Origin of the sequence: Mycolicibacterium aurum (genome assembly GCF_900637195.1) — a bacterium.
Lineage (GTDB): Bacteria > Actinomycetota > Actinomycetes > Mycobacteriales > Mycobacteriaceae > Mycobacterium > Mycobacterium aurum.
The window spans coordinates 3,773,922-3,791,461 of the sequence record NZ_LR134356.1 but is presented as its reverse complement, the minus strand read 5'-3'; the positions used below and the strand labels follow the sequence as shown (position 1 = coordinate 3,791,461).

At 66.6% G+C, this 17,540-nt stretch carries 14 protein-coding genes and 1 pseudogene; 10 read left to right on the top strand and 5 right to left on the bottom strand.

Features of this window, described 5'->3' with window-relative positions; translation table 11 throughout:
* Positions 1 to 121: 121 nt before the first annotated feature.
* On the bottom strand, positions 122 to 1,540 hold the full coding sequence (locus tag EL337_RS17695) for a WS/DGAT/MGAT family O-acyltransferase (RefSeq protein WP_048633004.1): 1,419 nt from the start codon (positions 1,538 to 1,540) through the stop codon (positions 122 to 124).
* Positions 1,541 to 1,683: 143 nt separating this feature from the next.
* Here EL337_RS17695 and dosR point away from each other — a divergent pair, with 143 nt between their 5' ends.
* The 3 genes and pseudogenes from dosR to EL337_RS17680 all read left to right on the top strand — a co-directional run bounded on the left by dosR (position 1,684) and on the right by EL337_RS17680 (position 4,014).
* Positions 1,684 to 2,349, top strand: a complete 666-nt coding sequence (gene dosR / locus EL337_RS17690; RefSeq protein WP_048633144.1) for a hypoxia response regulator transcription factor DosR/DevR — start codon at positions 1,684 to 1,686, stop codon at positions 2,347 to 2,349.
* A 197-nt stretch (positions 2,350 to 2,546) separates the two neighbouring features.
* Positions 2,547 to 2,900 (top strand): hypothetical protein, encoded by a 354-nt coding sequence (locus EL337_RS17685; protein WP_048633143.1) that lies wholly within the window; start codon positions 2,547 to 2,549, stop codon positions 2,898 to 2,900.
* Positions 2,901 to 3,023: 123 nt separating this feature from the next.
* Positions 3,024 to 4,014: pseudogene (locus EL337_RS17680) on the top strand (IS481 family transposase).
* On the opposite strand, the gene EL337_RS17675 reads toward EL337_RS17680, so the two are convergent.
* Positions 4,011 to 4,706: an Ntn hydrolase family protein gene (locus EL337_RS17675; RefSeq protein ID WP_048631850.1), complete on the bottom strand. Its 696-nt coding sequence runs from the start codon at positions 4,704 to 4,706 to the stop codon at positions 4,011 to 4,013. The pseudogene EL337_RS17680 and the gene EL337_RS17675 overlap by 4 nt on opposite strands.
* A gap of 75 nt (positions 4,707 to 4,781) precedes the next feature.
* Between EL337_RS17675 and EL337_RS17670 the strand changes: the two genes are divergently transcribed.
* Positions 4,782 to 5,720: a mechanosensitive ion channel family protein gene (locus EL337_RS17670; RefSeq protein ID WP_048631849.1), complete on the top strand. Its 939-nt coding sequence runs from the start codon at positions 4,782 to 4,784 to the stop codon at positions 5,718 to 5,720.
* Between the two features lie 5 nt (positions 5,721 to 5,725).
* Here EL337_RS17670 and EL337_RS17665 read toward each other — a convergent pair whose 3' ends face one another.
* Positions 5,726 to 6,217, bottom strand: coding sequence for a DUF427 domain-containing protein (locus tag EL337_RS17665; protein WP_048631848.1), 492 nt, complete (start codon positions 6,215 to 6,217; stop codon positions 5,726 to 5,728).
* Between the two features lie 83 nt (positions 6,218 to 6,300).
* Between EL337_RS17665 and EL337_RS17660 the strand changes: the two genes are divergently transcribed.
* Positions 6,301 to 7,746, top strand: coding sequence for a peptide MFS transporter (locus tag EL337_RS17660; RefSeq protein ID WP_048631847.1), 1,446 nt, complete (start codon positions 6,301 to 6,303; stop codon positions 7,744 to 7,746).
* 10 nt (positions 7,747 to 7,756) lie between these two features.
* Here EL337_RS17660 and EL337_RS17655 read toward each other — a convergent pair whose 3' ends face one another.
* On the bottom strand, positions 7,757 to 9,388 hold the full coding sequence (locus EL337_RS17655; RefSeq protein WP_197724122.1) for an alkaline phosphatase D family protein: 1,632 nt from the start codon (positions 9,386 to 9,388) through the stop codon (positions 7,757 to 7,759).
* Positions 9,389 to 9,522: 134 nt separating this feature from the next.
* Here EL337_RS17655 and EL337_RS17650 point away from each other — a divergent pair, with 134 nt between their 5' ends.
* The 5 genes from EL337_RS17650 to EL337_RS17630 are packed head-to-tail and all read left to right on the top strand — an operon-like array spanning position 9,523 to position 16,530.
* The gene (locus EL337_RS17650; RefSeq protein ID WP_048631845.1) at positions 9,523 to 9,822 is read left to right on the top strand and encodes a putative quinol monooxygenase; all 300 of its coding nucleotides are present in this window, start codon (positions 9,523 to 9,525) and stop codon (positions 9,820 to 9,822) included.
* A gap of 46 nt (positions 9,823 to 9,868) precedes the next feature.
* Positions 9,869 to 10,765, top strand: a complete 897-nt coding sequence (locus tag EL337_RS17645; RefSeq protein ID WP_232786765.1) for a DUF4436 domain-containing protein — start codon at positions 9,869 to 9,871, stop codon at positions 10,763 to 10,765.
* Positions 10,766 to 10,807: 42 nt separating this feature from the next.
* A complete protein-coding gene (locus EL337_RS17640; protein ID WP_048631844.1) occupies positions 10,808 to 11,467 on the top strand; it encodes a TetR/AcrR family transcriptional regulator in 660 nt (219 codons plus the stop codon).
* Between the two features lie 42 nt (positions 11,468 to 11,509).
* Positions 11,510 to 13,705, top strand: coding sequence for a molybdopterin-dependent oxidoreductase (locus EL337_RS17635; protein WP_048631843.1), 2,196 nt, complete (start codon positions 11,510 to 11,512; stop codon positions 13,703 to 13,705).
* Between the two features lie 29 nt (positions 13,706 to 13,734).
* Positions 13,735 to 16,530, top strand: coding sequence for a M4 family metallopeptidase (locus tag EL337_RS17630; RefSeq protein ID WP_232786764.1), 2,796 nt, complete (start codon positions 13,735 to 13,737; stop codon positions 16,528 to 16,530).
* On the opposite strand, the gene EL337_RS17625 is transcribed toward EL337_RS17630, so the two are convergent.
* A complete protein-coding gene (locus EL337_RS17625) occupies positions 16,494 to 17,498 on the bottom strand; it encodes an alpha/beta fold hydrolase (RefSeq protein ID WP_048631841.1) in 1,005 nt (334 codons plus the stop codon). The two genes, EL337_RS17630 and EL337_RS17625, sit on opposite strands and share 37 nt — an antisense overlap.
* Positions 17,499 to 17,540: the final 42 nt, after the last annotated feature.

Genomic DNA, 17,540 nt, shown 5'->3' with positions numbered 1-17,540 from the left:
GCCCGCGCCGAGCGGTAGAGGCCCTCGGCGGCTATTGCCAGTGGCTTTCGTTCGTCGTCGACGAGCATCGCAGCTGCGGCGCTGCCGAACTGTGTGGCGCGCGTGGCCGGCGAAGCCGGCGTCATTGCGCGTCCTCGACCGGCCGGACAAGAGCCAACGGCGTCTTGCGCGCAGACTTCGGCCGCCGGGCCGCTGCGTACAGGCAGGCCATCGCCTCCTGTATTCCGCCGGCCAGTTCGTCGACGTCGGGGAAGCTGTCGAAGTCGGCGGTGATCCCGAAGACGAGGTCATCGCCGTAGCTCAGGATCGCCACCCCTGCCCGCAGCCGCAGAGCGACAGGGGGAACGGGCAGCATTCGTACGACGTTGCGACCCATCACGTGGAGGTGCCGCCGCGGACCCGGGACATTGGTGGCCAGCGTGACAATTCCACGCTGAGGGAGCGACGTCAGGGCACGGATCGCTCGTGACGCGAGCGCGAAAGGCACCAGATCCACGACGGTCACGGCTGCGGTTCCCGCCTGGCGCTGGCCGCTGCCTTTGGCGCGGTTGAGACGCTCGTGCACCGCCCGCAATTGCTTGACGCGGTCAGGCTCGTCCACCGGAAGGTAGGGCAGCATCACCGACACCCTGTTGTCGACGTGGTCCATCGCGTCGGACGTGCGCACCGACACCGGAACCAGCGTGCGCAGCGAGTCGTGGCGGGGCGTCTCCCCGCGTCGCAGCAGTGCGGCCCGGAAGCTGTCCGTGATCGCTGACAGCGCCACATCGTTGAGCGTGACACCGAAGCCCTGGCTGACCGCGGTGACGGTGGCCAACGGGACCTGCACCGCGCTGTATCGGCGCATCGTCGTCACCGGTCCGTTCAGCGGGGACGGCCCGGATCGCACCAGGCTGTCCACGATCTCGACGAAGCCCTCGGCGACGACCACTGATGACGAGGCCACCGTCGCTGCTGTACCCCACGCACTCTTCAACCAGCGCAACGGATTCAGTGTGGGCGCGGGGGAAGAGGGGACCGGACCACTCGACGCGTGGCCGGCGCGGATGGCGTCGACGTAGGTGTCGTCCTGATCGCCGTCGCTGAGACCGACGAGCATGTGCATCGTCGCGATGCCGTCGGCGACGCAATGGTGCACCTTCATGACGATCGCCCACCGGCTGTCGGCAAGTCCCTCGACTATCCAGCACTGCCACAGCGGGCGCTCGCGATCGAGTCGCGTTTCCATCGCTTCCGCAGTAAACCGGAACAGCGCTTCGTCGTCGCCCGGTGCCGGTAGTGCCGCGCGGTGAATGTGGTGTGCAAGGTCGATATCTGCGTCGTCCTCCCAGACCGGCGCGGCGAGATCGAACGGTTGCCTGCGGACCACCTGGCGGAGTCGGGGAATGCCCATGATTCGTTCGCCGATGGACGCGACGATCTCGTCCTGATCCGGGACGGGGCCGTCCAGCACGGAGACAGCTCCGACGACCAGGCTGATGTGCCGGTCGGCGTCTTCTGCCTGAAGAAACCCCGCGTCGAGGGCGGACAAACGCTCCACGGCCCCAACTTTGACGCCCCGGGTACAGGGGCGGCAGAGGCAGAGGTCCCCTGCCGAAAAGGACCTGAGGCCCTAGCTGTCGCCCAGGGTATCGCCGACGATCGAGTCGATGATCCGCGCGACGTCGGCGAAAGGTGCTGTACGTGGTCAGTGTTTTCCTGGTCGATGACCACGAGGTGGTCAGGCGTGGACTCATTGACCTTCTCGGTTCGGACCCCGAGCTGGACGTCGTCGGGGAGGCGGGATCTGTCGCGGAGGCGCTCGCGCGGATACCGGCGATGCAACCCGACGTCGCGGTGCTCGACGTTCGGCTGCCGGACGGAAACGGCATCGAGCTGTGTCGGGAGCTGCTGTCCCGGTTGCAGAATCTGCGGTGCCTGATGCTGACCTCATTCACGTCGGACGAAGCGATGCTCGACGCGATCCTTGCCGGAGCCAGCGGGTTCGTCATCAAGGACATCAAGGGCATGGAGCTCGCGAAGGCCATCAAGGAGGTGGGGGCCGGACGGTCGCTCCTGGACAACCGGGCCGCGGCCGCCTTGATGTCGAAGTTGCGCAGCGCCGCCGAGCACGACGATCCTCTGACCGGGCTCAGCAATCAGGAGCGCGTGCTGCTGGATCTGCTTGGGGAGGGCTTGACCAACAAGCAGATCGCGGATCGGATGTTTCTCGCTGAGAAGACCGTCAAGAACTATGTGTCAAGGCTTCTGGCCAAGTTGGGCATGGAGCGTCGGACCCAGGCCGCAGCGTTCGTCTCGCGACTCGACCGACCTCGTCGGGCGACCGGCCAAGATCCCCGGAACCAGTAGGACACAAACATTCTCACAGGGGCTTCGCAGCCTGGCGGGCTCGTCTGGACGATATGTAGAGATCTCCTGGCAATGTGCTGTGACCTGGGAAAATGCGTCCGCTTGGGCGCGCATGCTCGGTCGGCGATTGTTAGTGTTCAGCACGCTTGAACAGGGAAGAACACGACAATCCGTCCGCCGATCAAAGGGGAATGCTGATGGCCAAGCACGCCAAAGCGTCCGCGCGTCATTCGAAGAAGCTCGGCGCCGTGGGTCTGGGCTCGTTCGCCGTGACGGTGGCATTCGCCGGACTGGGCAGTGGGACCGCACATGCGGACATCAACGAGGTCGGACCAGGGCCGACGGTCACCAGTCGCCAGGCTTCGCAGAACTCGGTCATTCGCATCAACGACTTCGGCCTCGCCCGCGGTATCTCCGAGGCCCGCGTCGCAGATGCCGGCGAAGTCAACGCGTTCGGCGAAGTCCGGGACACCACCAAGGCCGTAGTCGGGACCACCGCAGCACCGTTTGAGGGTTCCTACCCGGTCGGTCCGCCCATCGGCGACTTCTGAGCCGGTGCTCTCCTAGTTGTACTGACCACGGACGTTAAGTACGGCGTGGCGTGGTGACATGAAGAAGACCTCCGAGTGAAGTGCGAGCTGTCTAGGAACGCACCAACCACCTCGGAGGTCTTCGTGTCCCACCGTAATGCCCCGTTGTCAGAAACCGGTCGTCTGCGCCTGGCTCGTTGCGTGGTCGAGGATGGCTGGCCGTTGCGTCGAGCTGCTGAACGCTTTCAAGTCGCGGTGAGTACGGCTGCACGCTGGGCCGGCCGCTACCGCGAACTGGGTGAAGCCGGCATGGCCGATCGCAGCTCACGACCCCATCGCAGCCCCAACCGCACCCCGACACGGACCGAACGCCGCATCATCGGGGTGCGCGTCACCCGCCGTTGGGGACCGGCCCGAATCGCCTACCTGCTGCGACTGAACGTCTCCACGGTGCACAACGTGCTGCGCCGCTACCGGATCGCCCGACTGCGCTGGCTCGACCGCGCCACCGGCCGCGTCGTGCGCCGCATGGAATCTGCGGCGTGCGGTGATCTGGTGCACGTCGATGTCAAGAAGCTGGGAAAGATCCCCGCCGGCGGCGGCTGGAAGATGCTGGGTCGCTCCGCAGGTAAGCGCAACGCCCAAGCCGACAAGACCGGAGCCACCAATAAGTACCGACAGCCGTTGCGGGGCTATCACTTCCTACACACCGCGCTGGATGCGCACTCCCGTCTGGTCTTCTCCGAGATGCTGGCCGATGAACGCAAGGAGACCGCCTCCGAGTTCTGGGAACGCGCCAACGCCTGGTTCGTCGAACAGGGAATCATTGTTCGAAAGGTGTTGACTGATAACGGATCTTGCTACCGGTCGCATGTATTCCGCAAGGCGCTAGGCGATGACATCGAACATCGGCGCACTCGACCCTATCGGCCGCAGACCAACGGGAAGGTGGAGAGATTCCACCGGACCCTGGCCGATGAGTGGGCCTACGCCCGGCTGTACACCAGCGACGAACAACGCTGCCAGGAGTACCCGCGATGGCTGCACAACTACAATCACCACCGCGGCCACACAGCACTCGGCGGTCAAACCACCAGCCAGCCGCGTACCTAACCTCTCAGGTCAGTACACCTAGTCGAACAGCGCGTCGAGCACCTCGTGCTCGCGCTCGATCCACCGACTCACTTGCCGCCGAACGTCATTCACCTCGTCCTCGGACAGGTGGTCGGCTCCCTCCGGCCTGAGCCGGCAGATGTCCATCGGCCCGCCGACGCTGGATGACGACGCATCCAATGCGTCCAGGACACGCAGCGCCGTCAGCACCCCGTATTCGACGTCACGTTCGGACATCCGGAAGTGGGACAGCAACGCGTGGGCCTGCTGTGCCATCGCGGCGCCGCTACCCACGGCCTGAAACCCGGTTTCCTCGTGATGCCCGATGAGGCCGTTCGGGTCCACGTCGACGATGAACGGTTTGTCGCCGACATAGCCTGCGGTGAGGACGTAGGTGGCCGGCGTGCCGCCGGTCTCCTGTCCGGGGACGTCGGAGATGAAGTTCTCGTAGTGATGCTTGAGTATCGGCAGGATTCGGGCCTGCAGCGCATGGCCGAGGTTCTTGGCCTCGAGGATGGAATCCGGTTCGTCGGTGAAGACCTGCTCGATGTCGTACAGCACGGCCCGGGAACCGCTGCCGCCCCACGCCGCGCGCGGCCCGAGGGTGTGGAGCTTCTGTGCGGGATAGGTTAGGCCCCGGCCGGGATCGGTGATCTGCGAATCTGACGCCAGGACCAGCCCATTGGCGCATCGCAGCGCGAGAACGACAGTCACCGGACGATCGTCTCACGACGGCAGGCGCGGACCGGCGCGGCGCGACCCGGGCCCGCGGCCGTATGGTGGGAACACATGGATGTCTCTCTTTTGGCTTTCGAATGGACGGACACCAGCAGGCACTGGCTCATCGAGGTCCCCATCAGGATCGTCGCCTATCTCGTCGTCGCCCTGATCATCCGGTTCCTCGTGCACCGCATGATCGACCGCGCCACCGCGGCGAAGTCCGGCAACGAGGCCGACGGGGCAGAGCGCAGCAAGACCCCTCCGCTGGTCCGCTATCTCCGTGATCGGGTTCCGTCCTCGGCCACCACTGCACAGGTCGTGGCGCGGCGCCAGCAGCGCGCGCAGACCATCGGTTCGGTCCTGAAGTCCACGACGTCGATCGTCCTGCTGGTGTGGCTCATCCTGGCGCTGCTCAACGTGCTCGGCGTGAACATCGCGCCGTTCATCGCCTCCGCAGGGGTGGTCGGCCTCGCCATCGGTTTCGGCGCCCAGAATTTGGTGCGCGACTTCGTCACCGGGGTGTTCATGTTGCTGGAGGACCAGTACGGCGTCGGCGACACCGTCGACCTCGGCGAAGCGGTGGGCGAAGTCGAGAGCGTCGGCTTACGCATCACCACCGTCCGCGACATCGACGGCACCCTGTGGTACGTCCGCAACGGCGAGATCGCCCGTGTGGGCAACATGAGCCAGGAATACGCCATCGCCCGGATCGAGGTCCCGGTCGCGCTGACCGCCGACCTAGACCGCGCCGAGCGGGTTGCTCTGGAGGCGGCTGAGGACGCCGTCGCGGACGAATCGCTGTCGGCCCGGGTGATCGGTGAGCCGAAGATGCTCGGCGTCCAGGAGATGGCTCCGGACCTGGTCACACTGCGGATGACGGTCAAGGTACGCCCGAACGCCCAGTGGGCGGTGCAGCGGAAGCTGCGGCGCGCCATCCTGCGCGCGTACGACGAAAACGGGATCGACCTGCCGTATCCCACCGGCCGTCCGCTGGCAGCAGGTGAATAGCGGGTCTACCAGCCCATCGAGCCGGGCACCCCTTTGAACGGGCCGGCCAGCCAGCTGTTGATCCATCCGCCGTAAAAACCGCCGGGCTGTGGCACGACCTCTTCGCCGTTGACGGTGCAGCGGTCGACCTGGCTGGCCATGATGGCCACGGCACCCGTGATCGCGGTGAAACCGCGCGTCGGCTGCAGATACGTCCACGCTGCGTGTGGCGCAACGGCCGCCGGCGTCACCAGGTCGAAGTAGCTCGCCTGGCCCTTCCATTCACACCATGACGAACCGGCCGCCGGAGACAGGACGCCGTCGGTGAAACACTCCCGGGGCAGGTAGTACGTGGGTGGGTGGCTGGTCTCAAGGACCCGCCAGGCCCGCTCCGTCCTGGCGATCGTCTGGCCTCCGAGCTCGACGGTGATCGATCCGGTGAACTCCTCGAGCCGTGGTGGCCTGGGGTAATCCCATACCGACTCCTGGCCGGGACGTGGCTTGTCGGGGCGAGGCATGACGCCGAGTGTAGGCCGCGTACAGACATGCCCGGGGGAGCCGTTTGCCGCGCCGGAAACGACGAAGGGTGCAGGGTAGATCCATGACTATCCGAGAGCGCGAATCGCGCACCCTGTTCGGTCATCCGATCGGATTGACCAACCTGTTCGGCGTGGAACTCTGGGAACGATTCTCGTTCTACGGAATGCTGACGATCCTCGGCTACTACCTGTATTACTCGGCGACCGATGGCGGTGTAGGCCTGCCGCAGAGCACGGCCACCGGCATCGTCGGCGCGTACGGCGGACTGGTGTACCTGTCGACGGTGCTGGGCGGATGGATCGCCGATCGCCTGCTCGGTATGGAACGCACCGTGTTCTACGGCGGCGTCGTGGTCATGCTGGGCCATATCGCGCTGGCCGTTCTGCCGGGACTGGCCGGTGTCGGCGCCGGGTTGGTGCTCGTCGCGCTGGGCTCGGGAGCGCTGAAGGCCAACGCGTCCTCGCTGCTCGGCACCCTGTACGCCAAGGGCGATCCCCGCGCCGACGGCGGCTTCACGCTGTTCTACCTCGGCATCAACCTTGGCGCGTTCGTCGGCCCGCTGATCACCGGGTTGCTGCAGACCCGCGTCGGGTTCCACTACGGGTTCGGCGCTGCCGCGATCGGCATGGCGCTCGGCCTGATCCAGTATGTGGTGTTCCGCCGCAACCTCGGCGAGCATGGCCGAGACATTCCGAACCCGTTGCCGCGCAGCGCTATCGGTAAGACCGTCGGTGTGTTCGCGGTCGTGATCGTCGTCGTCGCGGCGGCCATCGCGCTGAAGGTGGTCACGCTGGCCAACCTGTCGCAGGTCACCACCGGCGTCATCATCGTCGCGTCGATCGCGTACTTCGTCATCATGCTGCGCAGCCCCAAGGTCGACGGGACCGAGAAGGTGCGGGTGCGGGCGTTCATCCCACTGTTCGTCGCCAACGCGGTCTTCTGGTCACTGTTCCAGCAGATCTTCACCGTGCTCGCGGTCTACTCCGACGAGCGCATGAACTGGTCGATCTTCGGATGGATCGCCCCGTCGAGCTGGATCGGGTCCATCGAACCGATCTGGATCATCGCGCTTTCACCCCTGTTCGCGGTCCTGTGGACGCGGTTGGGCAACCGCGCACCGACCACGCCCCGCAAGTTCGCCTACGGCGTCATCGGCATGGGGCTGGCGTTCCTGTGCTTCGTGCCGCTGGCCAACGTCAGTTCCGTACCTGCGCTGGTGGTGATGGCGATCCTGGCTGCCTTCGCCGTCTCGGAGCTGCTCTTGTCGCCGATCGGGCTGTCAGTGACCACCAAGTTGGCGCCGGAGGCCTTCCGGGCCCAGATGATGGCGCTGTACTTCTTCTCGGTGGGCCTCGGCACGTCCATGTCGGGTGTGCTCGCCGGTTACTACGACGCGTCCCGCGAGGTGGCGTACTTCGGCATCCTCGGCGCGGTGGCCGTGGTGGTCGGTGTCGGCGTGTTCGCGATCGCGCCGTGGATCAGCCGCCAGATGGAAGGTGTCCACTGACGACGTTCGCCTACGTCAGGGCGACCGTCGTCACCGACGTCAAGTCGCCGTTGTCGAGCGGCTGCTCGAAGATCACCTCGGCGGTGCGGCCGTCGGCCTCCAGGCTGGCGATGGTGTTGCCGAACAGCGGCCCGCTGAGGTTGCGCCAGGTCATCGGCAGGTCAGGAGAGCCGTTACGGCGGGCCCACCGTCGGCTCACCCGGGCCAGTCGCGGCGACCAGGACAGCTTCAGCGCCGGTTTGAGGGGGCCCGGAACATAGTTGTGCACCGGCGAGCACACGAGCTGATGGATCCGGGTGGTCGACGATCCGCCGAAGTCGGCGCGTGCGGCATAGCTGTGGTGGACGTCGCCGGACAGCACCGAGATGGTCGCCGGCCCTCGTGAGGATCGGGTGGCCGCCGAGTTGATCAGCTCGCTCAGCCGGAGGAACGAATTCAGGAACGCCGGCCAGTGCTCGAGATCTGCCGTCTGGCGGATCTTCTCGCCGAGCTTTCCGCGTAGGCCGTCGCGGTTGGCGGCGATCTCGTTGATGGTCTGCAGGTCACCGAGGACCGGGGGGAGCAGCCACGGCAGCGACGACCCGATGAGCAGGTGGTCCACCGTCTCCAGTTCGTCGTTGACTTGCTCTTCCAGCCACTGGAACTCGCGGTCGCCCAACATCTTCCGGTCACCGCTGTCGAGGATGCGGGCGTTGCGGGAATCGACCATGATCAGCCGGCTGCGCCCCAGGTCCCACCGGAAGCTGAATCGCAGTCCCTTGTCACCGTCCACTTCGCTGTCGGCACGGTCGGCCAACTCGGCCAGCAGGGGCCAGCAATCGCCGTCGGTGGCCAGCACCTTCTGGTAGTCCTCGTCGGCGGCGAGCTCCGTCGGGCTGAGATTTCCCAGATGCTGGTACACCCAGTAGGACGCGAGGCCGGCACGGATACGGTCGCGCCACCAGGGCATCGCGTTGACCTCGGCGCGCCAAGCTGCCGACGTGTTCCAGTCGTCACGGATGTCGTGATCGTCGAAGATCATCGCGGTCGGAAGTGTCGACAGGATCCACCGGATCTCGGGATCACCCCAGGTGTGGCGGTAGAGCCGCTCGTACTCGGTGAAACTCACGACCTCGTCCGGTGGACGGGTGCCCGCGGACCTACGCCCCGAGCGGCCTCCCGCAAGATGCTCCCGGGCCTCCGGGGTGAGCTCGTCGGCGTACACCTGATCGCCGAGCAGAAGTAGCGCATCGGGCCATTCCTGCGTCGGCATCGCCGTCAACCGGGTGGCGTAGCAGTCCAACGCGTCGAGGCCGAGTTTGTCGTCGAGCTTGGCGACGCCGGTCTTCGGGTAGCGACACGAACCGAAGATCACCCGCAGCCGGTCGGCGGTCGCCGGGCCCCGGGTCTTGATCACGCTGGGCGGGAAATCCGACTCCGGCTCGGGCCAGGCCGTCACACCGTCGATCTGCACCGTGTACTCGGTCACCGAGTCTGCGGCCAGACCCTGGACCGGCACCAGCGCGTAGTGACAGTCCTCGACCTCGAACGTTCGTGCGGAGCAGCCGAGTACCGTCACTTCGGCGGGTGCATCGGTCTGCACCCACACCGTGGCGGTCGTCTCGCCGACGTGTCTGAGGACGGGGCCGAGAAGAAGGGTCACCGGCACAGCCTAGGCGGGCCGGCTGAGTACAGCCCGGCTGGTTCACCACGCCACCGGGCATCCGATGATTTCGGCGCGGCTGCCGTGTCCATACGTCGAGTTGTGCACACACACATCAGAAGAGGAGGCTGCTCGTGGTGATCGTCGCGGGTCATATCGTCGTCGCCCCCGACGTGCGGGACGGCTATCTGGCTGACTGCCGGGGTGTGGTCGAACAGGCGCGTCGCACGCCGGGATGTCTGGATTTCGCCATCACCGCCGATCTGTTGGAATCCGATCGCATCAACATCTTCGAGCGCTGGGAGTCCCAGGCCGACGTCGATGCCTTCCGCGGCAGCGGACCTGACGGCGGCCAATCGGCCGCGATTCAGTCCGCGTCGGTTGCGGAGTACGACGTCGCCGAGGTGCGTTTCCTGACCGGCGACCCGCAATGATGCGGAATTCGGTACATCAAAACTGACGCCTGCGTAATATTTCGCGGTGGAGGTGCACATGATGCAGCCCAGCGGGGAAACCGGAAAGCGTGGAGCCGCCACCGTCGTCGTCGTGATTCTCGGCGTGGCACTCCTGTACGCGGGGTCGCTGTTCGCCTACTGGTTCTTCTCCGGGTCTGCCCGCGAGCTGGACAGCCCGGATTTCGGCGACGGCTCGGAGACCGTCGTTCTGGTCACCGTCACCGGCATCAAGACCGTGGACAACCGACTTGAGGCCAAAGTCCTGGTCATTCCCGACGACGCATTGACAGATCCACGCCTGGACGTGCTCACCGAGGACCTGTCCGTCCGGCTCTACCCGTGGAACACGCTGGGCGACATGAAGTTTCCCGCCGGGGCAGCTCCGGCCGAGGTGGCCACCACCATCGACGTCGGCGGCGACCCGACGACGTGGCCGTTCGACACCTACACCACGGACGCGATCAGCGCCGACGTGCTCGTCGGTGAGGGCGACGAACGGGAATTCAGGCCGGCCCGCGTCGAAATCGAGGCGGCCATCCAGGGCTGGGACATCTCCAGCGCCGCCGCGCCACCGTCACCACAGTCCTATTCCGAGGCGGGCGACGAGGCGGTGACGCTCACGCTCAGGCGGGCGCTCGGTCCGCTCGCGTTCGACATCGGCATCTGCCTGGTGCTCGTCATGCTCCCCGCGCTCGCGCTGTACACATCGTTGAAGGTGTACCGCGGGCGCAAGGAGTTTCAGATGCCGTTCCTGACCTGGTATGCGGCGATGTTGTTCGCGATCGTGCCGCTACGGAACATCCTGCCGGGGGCGCCACCGCCCGGCGCGTGGATCGACGTCGGCCTCGTCATGTGGGTGATCCTCGGGCTGGTCGTGTCGATGCTGATCTACGTTGTCGCATGGAACAGGCGTATCGACTAGCGGCCACCCGTCGAATCGCGGATCTGTCGCTACCCTGAGCGGATGGCCGAAGCCACGGTTCGCCGGCGGGGCCCCCGCGGCGATGTGGACATCCGGGGACTGATACTCGACACCGCCGAGCGGATGTTCGGTGAGTCCTCGATCGGCGCCGTCTCCCTGCGATCCGTGGCCCGTGCCGCCGGCGTCGCCAATCGCTCTGTCATGTACCACTTTCCGACCAAGAGAGGTCTGATCGCCGCGGTCGCGCACCGCCGGTCGAGCGACATCACACCGGCCATCGCCGGTCATCTGAGCGCACTCGTCTCGGCGCCCGGCGACATCGGAGTTCGCGACGTCGTCGAGTCCTTGTTGAGACCGCATGTGGCGCTGCTCGAGCACGACCCGGTGCACGGCTTGTCCTGGCTGAAGGTGATGACCCAACTCGCCCTCGTCGACGACCCGATCTGGCGCGAGTCGCTCGACGGCGATCCCGGGCTGCCCGAACTGTTCGTGGCGGCGGCGGGGCGGGCCATCCCGGGGCTGGACACCGTGGCGGTCCAGCAGCGCGCCGCGCTGGCGATGTACTCGATGATCGCCGCGCTGGCCGGCGCCGATCTGGCGGCCTACCGCCGACCGCTGGGTCCGGGCGGACTCGACCCCGAATGGCTTGAGCAGCTCATCGAGTTCACCTGCGGCGGGCTACGGGGCAGTGGAGATTCCTGACGTTCCTTGACCATTATTTATCCGGCTGCATAATCTAGGTCGATGGCGGTCGAGCAACGCGTCACGTATTGCCGGATCTGTGAAGCCCTCTGCGGCCTCATCGCGACGGTCGACGACGGCAGGCTGCAGTCCCTGCGCCCAGACCCCGACAATCCCCTGTCCCGCGGGCGGGCGTGCCCGAAGGGGATCGCCTTCAGCGACGTGCAAAACGACGCCGACCGGGTCCTGTCGCCGTTGCGCCGACGCGCGGACGGCGGCTTCGAGGAGGTCAGCTGGGACGTCGCACTGGACGACATCGCCGCGCGCCTCACCGGCATCGTGGCCGAGCACGGCGGTGGCGCCGTCGGGCAGTATTTCGGCAATCCGGTCGCCTTCGGTTACGCCAGCGGCATCTGGTCCGGCCTGTTCCTGAGCCGCCTCGGCGGTCACCACCAGTACTCGTCCGGCTCCCAAGACATCAACTCGCGCTTCGTTGCGAGCAAGTTGCTCTACGGCGCGGCCACCCAGATTCCGTTCCCGGATCTGCCCCGCACCGACTTCCTGTTCATGCTCGGGGCCAATCCTCTTGTGTCCCATGGCAGTGCGGTTCGCACACCACGGGTCAAGGATGATCTGGCAGGAATCGTCCGCCGCGGCGGCCGTGTCGTGGTGGTCGACCCTCGGCGCACCGAGACAGCCCGCGCCTACGAACATCTCCCGGTGCGTCCCGATTCCGACGCCTGGCTGCTCCTGTCGATGCTGCACGTCATCTTCGGTGAGAACCTGGCCGACGCCACAGCATTGGCCGAACAGACAGTCGGCTGGAAGCAGCTGCGCGAAATCGTCGAAGCCTTTCCGCCGGAGGACACCGCGGCCCGCACCGGGGTGGCTCCCGATGTACTGCGCACGCTCGCCCGGGACTTCGCCGCCGCGCCCAGTGCCGTCGCCTACGGTCGCACCGGCGCATGCCTGGGCCGACACGGCACCCTGGTGTGCCATCTACTCGACGCGCTGAGCATTGTCACCGGCAACCTGGACCGCGCCGGCGGAATGCTGTTCTCCCAGGCGGTGATTCCCCTGGAAGACATGGGGGAGAGGTCCGGCAGGATGACGTACAACTCGGCGAGGTCGCGCATCGGTGACCTGCCGGAGGTCATGAGCACGTACCCGGCCGCTCTGCTCGCCGAGGAGATCATCACCCCCGGCGACGGACAGCTGCGGGCACTGTTCGTCACCGCAGGCAATCCCGTGCTGAGTGTGCCGAATGGGCCGATGCTGGAGAAGGCGCTCGGCGAACTCGATCTGCTGGTGTCACTGGATCTGTACGTCAACGAGACCAACCGGCACGCCGACTACGTGCTTCCGTCCACCACTTTCCTCGAGCGCTACGACGTTCCCTACAGCTTCGCGAACTGTTCCCCGACGGTGTTCATCCAGGCCGCCGAACCTGTGCTTGAGCCGTACGGTCAGGCGCGCAGCGAGTGGGAGGTGTTCGACGAGCTGGCCCACCGCATGGGGCTTTCACTGTTCGCCACCGGCCCGCTGCTACGGCTCAACGGTGTGTTGAGCTGGCTCGACCGGCGAGGTATCGGGCGCCTCACCCCGCGCCGGTTGATGGAGATACTGATGCGGGTCGGCCCGTACGGCGACAGATTCGGACTTCGCCGCAAGGGCATCAACCCGCGGCGGTTGCGCGCCAATCCGCACGGCATCGTGCTCGCCGAACACGCAAGGACCGGCATCCGCGCCGACACGGTCCGCCAGCCCGGCGCAAAGGTCGTCCTGGCGCCGGCGGAGATCGTCGCGGAACTGCGACGGCTCGGCGAACGTCACCCTGATGACCCGGACTTCCCACTGATGGCGATCGGCCTGCGTGAGATGCGTTCCCAGAACTCCTGGATGCACAACAGCCCGACGCTGATGAAGGGCGACCGGCGCCATCGCGCCAGGGTTCACCCCGCCGACGCCGCCGCGGCCGGACTGACCGACAAGCATCTGGTGCGCATCACGTCGCCGTACGGCGCGATCGAGACCGAAGTCCTCATCACCGACGAGGTCGCCCACGGCACCGTGGCGATCCCACATGGGTGGGGTCATCGCGGCGGATGGCAGCTGGCCAACCGCTCCGGCGGAGCCAACGTCAACGAGCTGACATCCAACGATGCCGCCGACCTGGAACGCCTGGCCGGCATGTCGGTACTCAACGGTGTCGCGGTACGGCTCGAGCCGGTGGGCGACACCGTCAGCACTGCCGGCTGAGTCGAATCGCCAATACCGTCAGAACCTCGGTGAGTTTGCTGGCGGGTGGTACGGTCTGCCCAACGGTCAACGGCTGGGGGGTCGACATGGACTGGTGCTCTACACCTCGCACACCGAACTTGCCCTGGCGCGGCGTCTACTCCGGCGTCGTGCTCGCCGGGATAGGGATGGGCCTGGTGGTCGGCCAGGGTGTTGCCGCCGCAAGTCCATCCGAATCTGCGGGCGCCACCCAGTCCGGCGAGACGTCCGACGCCGGTCCGTCGGCGTCGGCCCCGTCCGCTGCGACCGACGCCGACGCCTCGACGGGCGACAGTTCGCCAGATTCCGCCGACGACGACGAGACCGACGCCGACCTGACCGCTGAGGCACGCGAGGCCGAAGAGGCCGCTGAGGCCGAAGAGGCGGACGAGGCGGCAGACCGCGACGTCGCCGACGAGACATCTGATGCCAGGGCCGACGACCGGGGCGTCAGCTCGCGGCAGCGTTCAACCGTCACCGCTGACAGCACGGACGTCGACAGCGAGGCCGGTGAGGACTCGATCGGCGACTCGGCCGCGGCGCCCCGGGATGACTCGCCCGCAGATACGGCCTCAGTCACTGACGCGGTCAGTACCGCAGCGGCGACAAAGCCCCTATCGGCAACCGTCACAGTCCCGACGACGTCGGCCGGAACGGTGCGCACCCTGGTGAGTGCGCGACCTGTCACCGTCGAGACCATCTTCTCCGATCTGCTGACGTGGGTGGGGGTGCGGCCGCTGGCCGGCAACGGACCCGCCCCCGCGACACCGGTCTCGGCGCTGGTCCAATCCCTCTGGCTCGCGGTCCGCCAGACCCAGTACACCTGGAACAATCAACGCCCGACCGCCGACGTGACGATCTCGGGCCCCGGCCCCGGCGGCACCGTGACCGGCAGCCTCAACGCCGTCGACTACGACGACGTCGCCCTCACCTACACCCTCGCCGCGGGGCCCGCCTACGGCCGGGTCAGCATCGACGCACAGGGCCACTTCAGCTACGTCCCCGGTGCTTCCGCTGCGGGCCGTGCCGACCAGTTCACCGTCCGGATCGACGACACCTCCGGCAACCCGTTCCACGTACACGGCCTGCTCGGTCTGCTCGGGCTCAGCAAGCCGACCGAGGTGACGGTCGTCGTGGCCTCGGGAAGCCCAGTGAGGCAGGGCGTTTCGCCGACGTATGACATCGGCGAGCTGGCGTCGCGCGACGGCGTCGGGATCGTGACCGACCGCAGGGGCGCCGTCAGCGTCATCGAGGGCCGATTCACCGATGAGGTGGTGGTCAACGCCGCCGATGCAGCTGCTGTACTCAACGCGCTGGCACCCGTATTCGGCGCCGTCGCCGGGTTCGCCGATCCGGCCGCCGTCACCACCTCGAGCGCCGGCATGGGCGACACCGCCGAGCACTTCTATCGCTTTGCCGAGAACTACCGCGGCATACCCGTCCTCGGGAGCGAAGTGATTCTCGTGACCGATGCCGAGGGTCACGTCACCAGCGTGTTCAACTACTACCGCGGCATCGGCGAGGGGTTCGACGTGACCCCCGACGCTTCGGTCGACGAGGCCGCCGAAGTGCATCTGATCGCGGGGACGGCGTTCCTCGGAACCGGCGCCCGGCCCGGTGACCTCGACAAGCTGCTGTCGCTGAGCACATTCACCTCGGAGCTGGTCGTCCAGGCGCTCGACGACGAGATTGCGCCCAGCCTGGCCTGGCGGGCGGTTGTCCGGCTGCCGGACACGGGCGACATGTCCTCGCCCGGCGCGACCTATCTGATCCAGGCCGACGGAGCCACAGCGGGCGAGGTCATCGTGACGTTCTCGGCTGTACAGCCCGTCGCCTCGGTCACCACGGCCAACGACTGGCTCGGAGACTCCCGCGCCATCACGGTCGATACCAGGACCGTGCTGTGGTTCCGCACTACCGAAATGGTCGACGGCGGCCGCGGCATCACGACCTACAAGACTTCCTACAGCATGTGGGGACTGGGCGGCCCGACCCTGCCGGGCAAGGTGGTCAAGCGCAGCTGGCTCGGCTGGGACAAGGCGGCGGTGTCCGCGCACGCCAACACCGCGGTGGTCTACGACTTCTTCGCCGACGTGCTGGGCCGCACGTCGTATGACAATGCGGGCGCGCCGATCATCGTCAGCATCAAGTACAACCCGAAAACGGGCACGGGGTACGCAAACGCCTTCTGGGACCCCACCATCAAGCAATTCGCCTTCGGCGACAAGGGTTACCTGCAGGCGGCGCTCGACATCGTCGCCCATGAATACACCCACGCGGTGGTCACCAGCGTCGTCGGCAACGGCGCGCCGGTGCTGGACTACGGCGAGTCCGGAGCGCTCAACGAGGCATACGCCGACATCCTGGGCCTGTTGATCGAGGGCAAGACCGACGCCGGTCGCTGGCTGATCGGAGAGGACTCCGACCTCGGCGCCATCCGAAACCTGGCCAATCCCAGTGCGATCACGACGTCCTACGGGCCGTACCGAACCAGATACAGCAGCCGCTACACCGGATCGGGCGACGACGGCGGCGAGCACGTCAACAGCACCATCTTCGGCCACGCTGCGTACCTGATGATGACCGACGTCGCAACCAGCGGCGTCTCGGCGCAGACGTGGGCCACGGTGTTCTACCACTCGCTGGGGCGGCTGAACTCCACCGCCACGTTCGTCGACGGCCGGGCTGCGGTGCTCAGCGCCGCTCAGGCGCAGGGCCTCACCTCGGCGCAACGCAGCGCCATCGCCGCCGCCTTCGATGCAGTCGAAATCTACGGTGCGGCAGCATCATCGGCCGTCGCTGTCTGATCCACCAGCACGGCACCGTCGGGTCGATCACCGAGGGTCTGAAGGGCGACAGCGGTGCCCTGCGCGGTCAGCCGGATGATCTCAGCCAGCTCCCCGGGTGCGTCGCACTGCAGGTAGTGGTCGGCACCGGGCACCACCCAGTAGCGGTTCCGGCCCGGCTTGGTCTTGAGGTAGGACTGCCACACGTGGTTGGCCACGCGCAGGGGCGCAACGCTGTCGTGCAGTCCCCAGACCAGCGTGGTGTCGACGTCGATGGTCGACAAGCGTTGCAGCCAGCCGGTTTCGTCGGCGGCGCGCTCGTGCAGGTACCTGACTGTGTCAGGCAGCACCCGGATTCCGTCGTTGTACGCGAAACATTGCGCCAACGCTGCGATCTCGGGGTCGTCCAGCGATCGTCGAGGCATGAACGTGGTCGCGCCCAGCCCAGTGGCCAGCATCTCAGCGGTGACGGCGGCCGCGGTCGCCCTGCCGGTGTTGTCGTCGAGGAGTGCCACCTGGAATGCGGTCAGGTTCGCCAGCGGCAGAAAGATGTTCGCATTCGTCATGAAGACGTCGGCGGGAAGCCGGCCGGCGTCGTCCAGCATCCCGAGCGCGATCATGCCGATGCTGCTGCCGCGGTCGTGGGTGACCATCCGGTACTCGTTCAGCTGCCACACGTCGGTGATCGCATGCACGAGGAGCCGGGCGTCGTCGTAGAGCGAATAGACATACGGTTCCTGCGGCTTACCCGACAACCCGTAGCCGGGGAAGTCCAGTACGTAGATATCGAACTCGGATGCCAGTTCGCGGCTCAGTCCGTAGTAGTCGATGCCGGAGGTCGGGAAGCCGTGCACGCAGACGAGTGCGGGAGCGTCCGGGGTCCCACAGCGGCGGCTGAACACTTCGACCTCGGTTCCGTCGTTGGCCGCCGTGGTGGATCTCCACGGCAACACCGTGCCGTCGTGCCGCCACTCGTCGAAGATCTTCACTCGTGAAAAGCTAGCTGGCGATACCACGTTCAGGAGGTGTTT

Coding starts and splice junctions, on each gene's coding strand:
- EL337_RS17685 (WP_048633143.1), top strand. CDS start 2,547: ATGGCCAAGCACGCCAAAGCGTCCGCGCGTCATTCGAAGAAGCTCGGC.
- EL337_RS17670 (WP_048631849.1), top strand. CDS start 4,782: ATGGATGTCTCTCTTTTGGCTTTCGAATGGACGGACACCAGCAGGCAC.
- EL337_RS17665 (WP_048631848.1), bottom strand. CDS start 6,217: ATGCCTCGCCCCGACAAGCCACGTCCCGGCCAGGAGTCGGTATGGGAT.
- EL337_RS17660 (WP_048631847.1), top strand. CDS start 6,301: ATGACTATCCGAGAGCGCGAATCGCGCACCCTGTTCGGTCATCCGATC.
- EL337_RS17640 (WP_048631844.1), top strand. CDS start 10,808: ATGGCCGAAGCCACGGTTCGCCGGCGGGGCCCCCGCGGCGATGTGGAC.
- EL337_RS17635 (WP_048631843.1), top strand. CDS start 11,510: ATGGCGGTCGAGCAACGCGTCACGTATTGCCGGATCTGTGAAGCCCTC.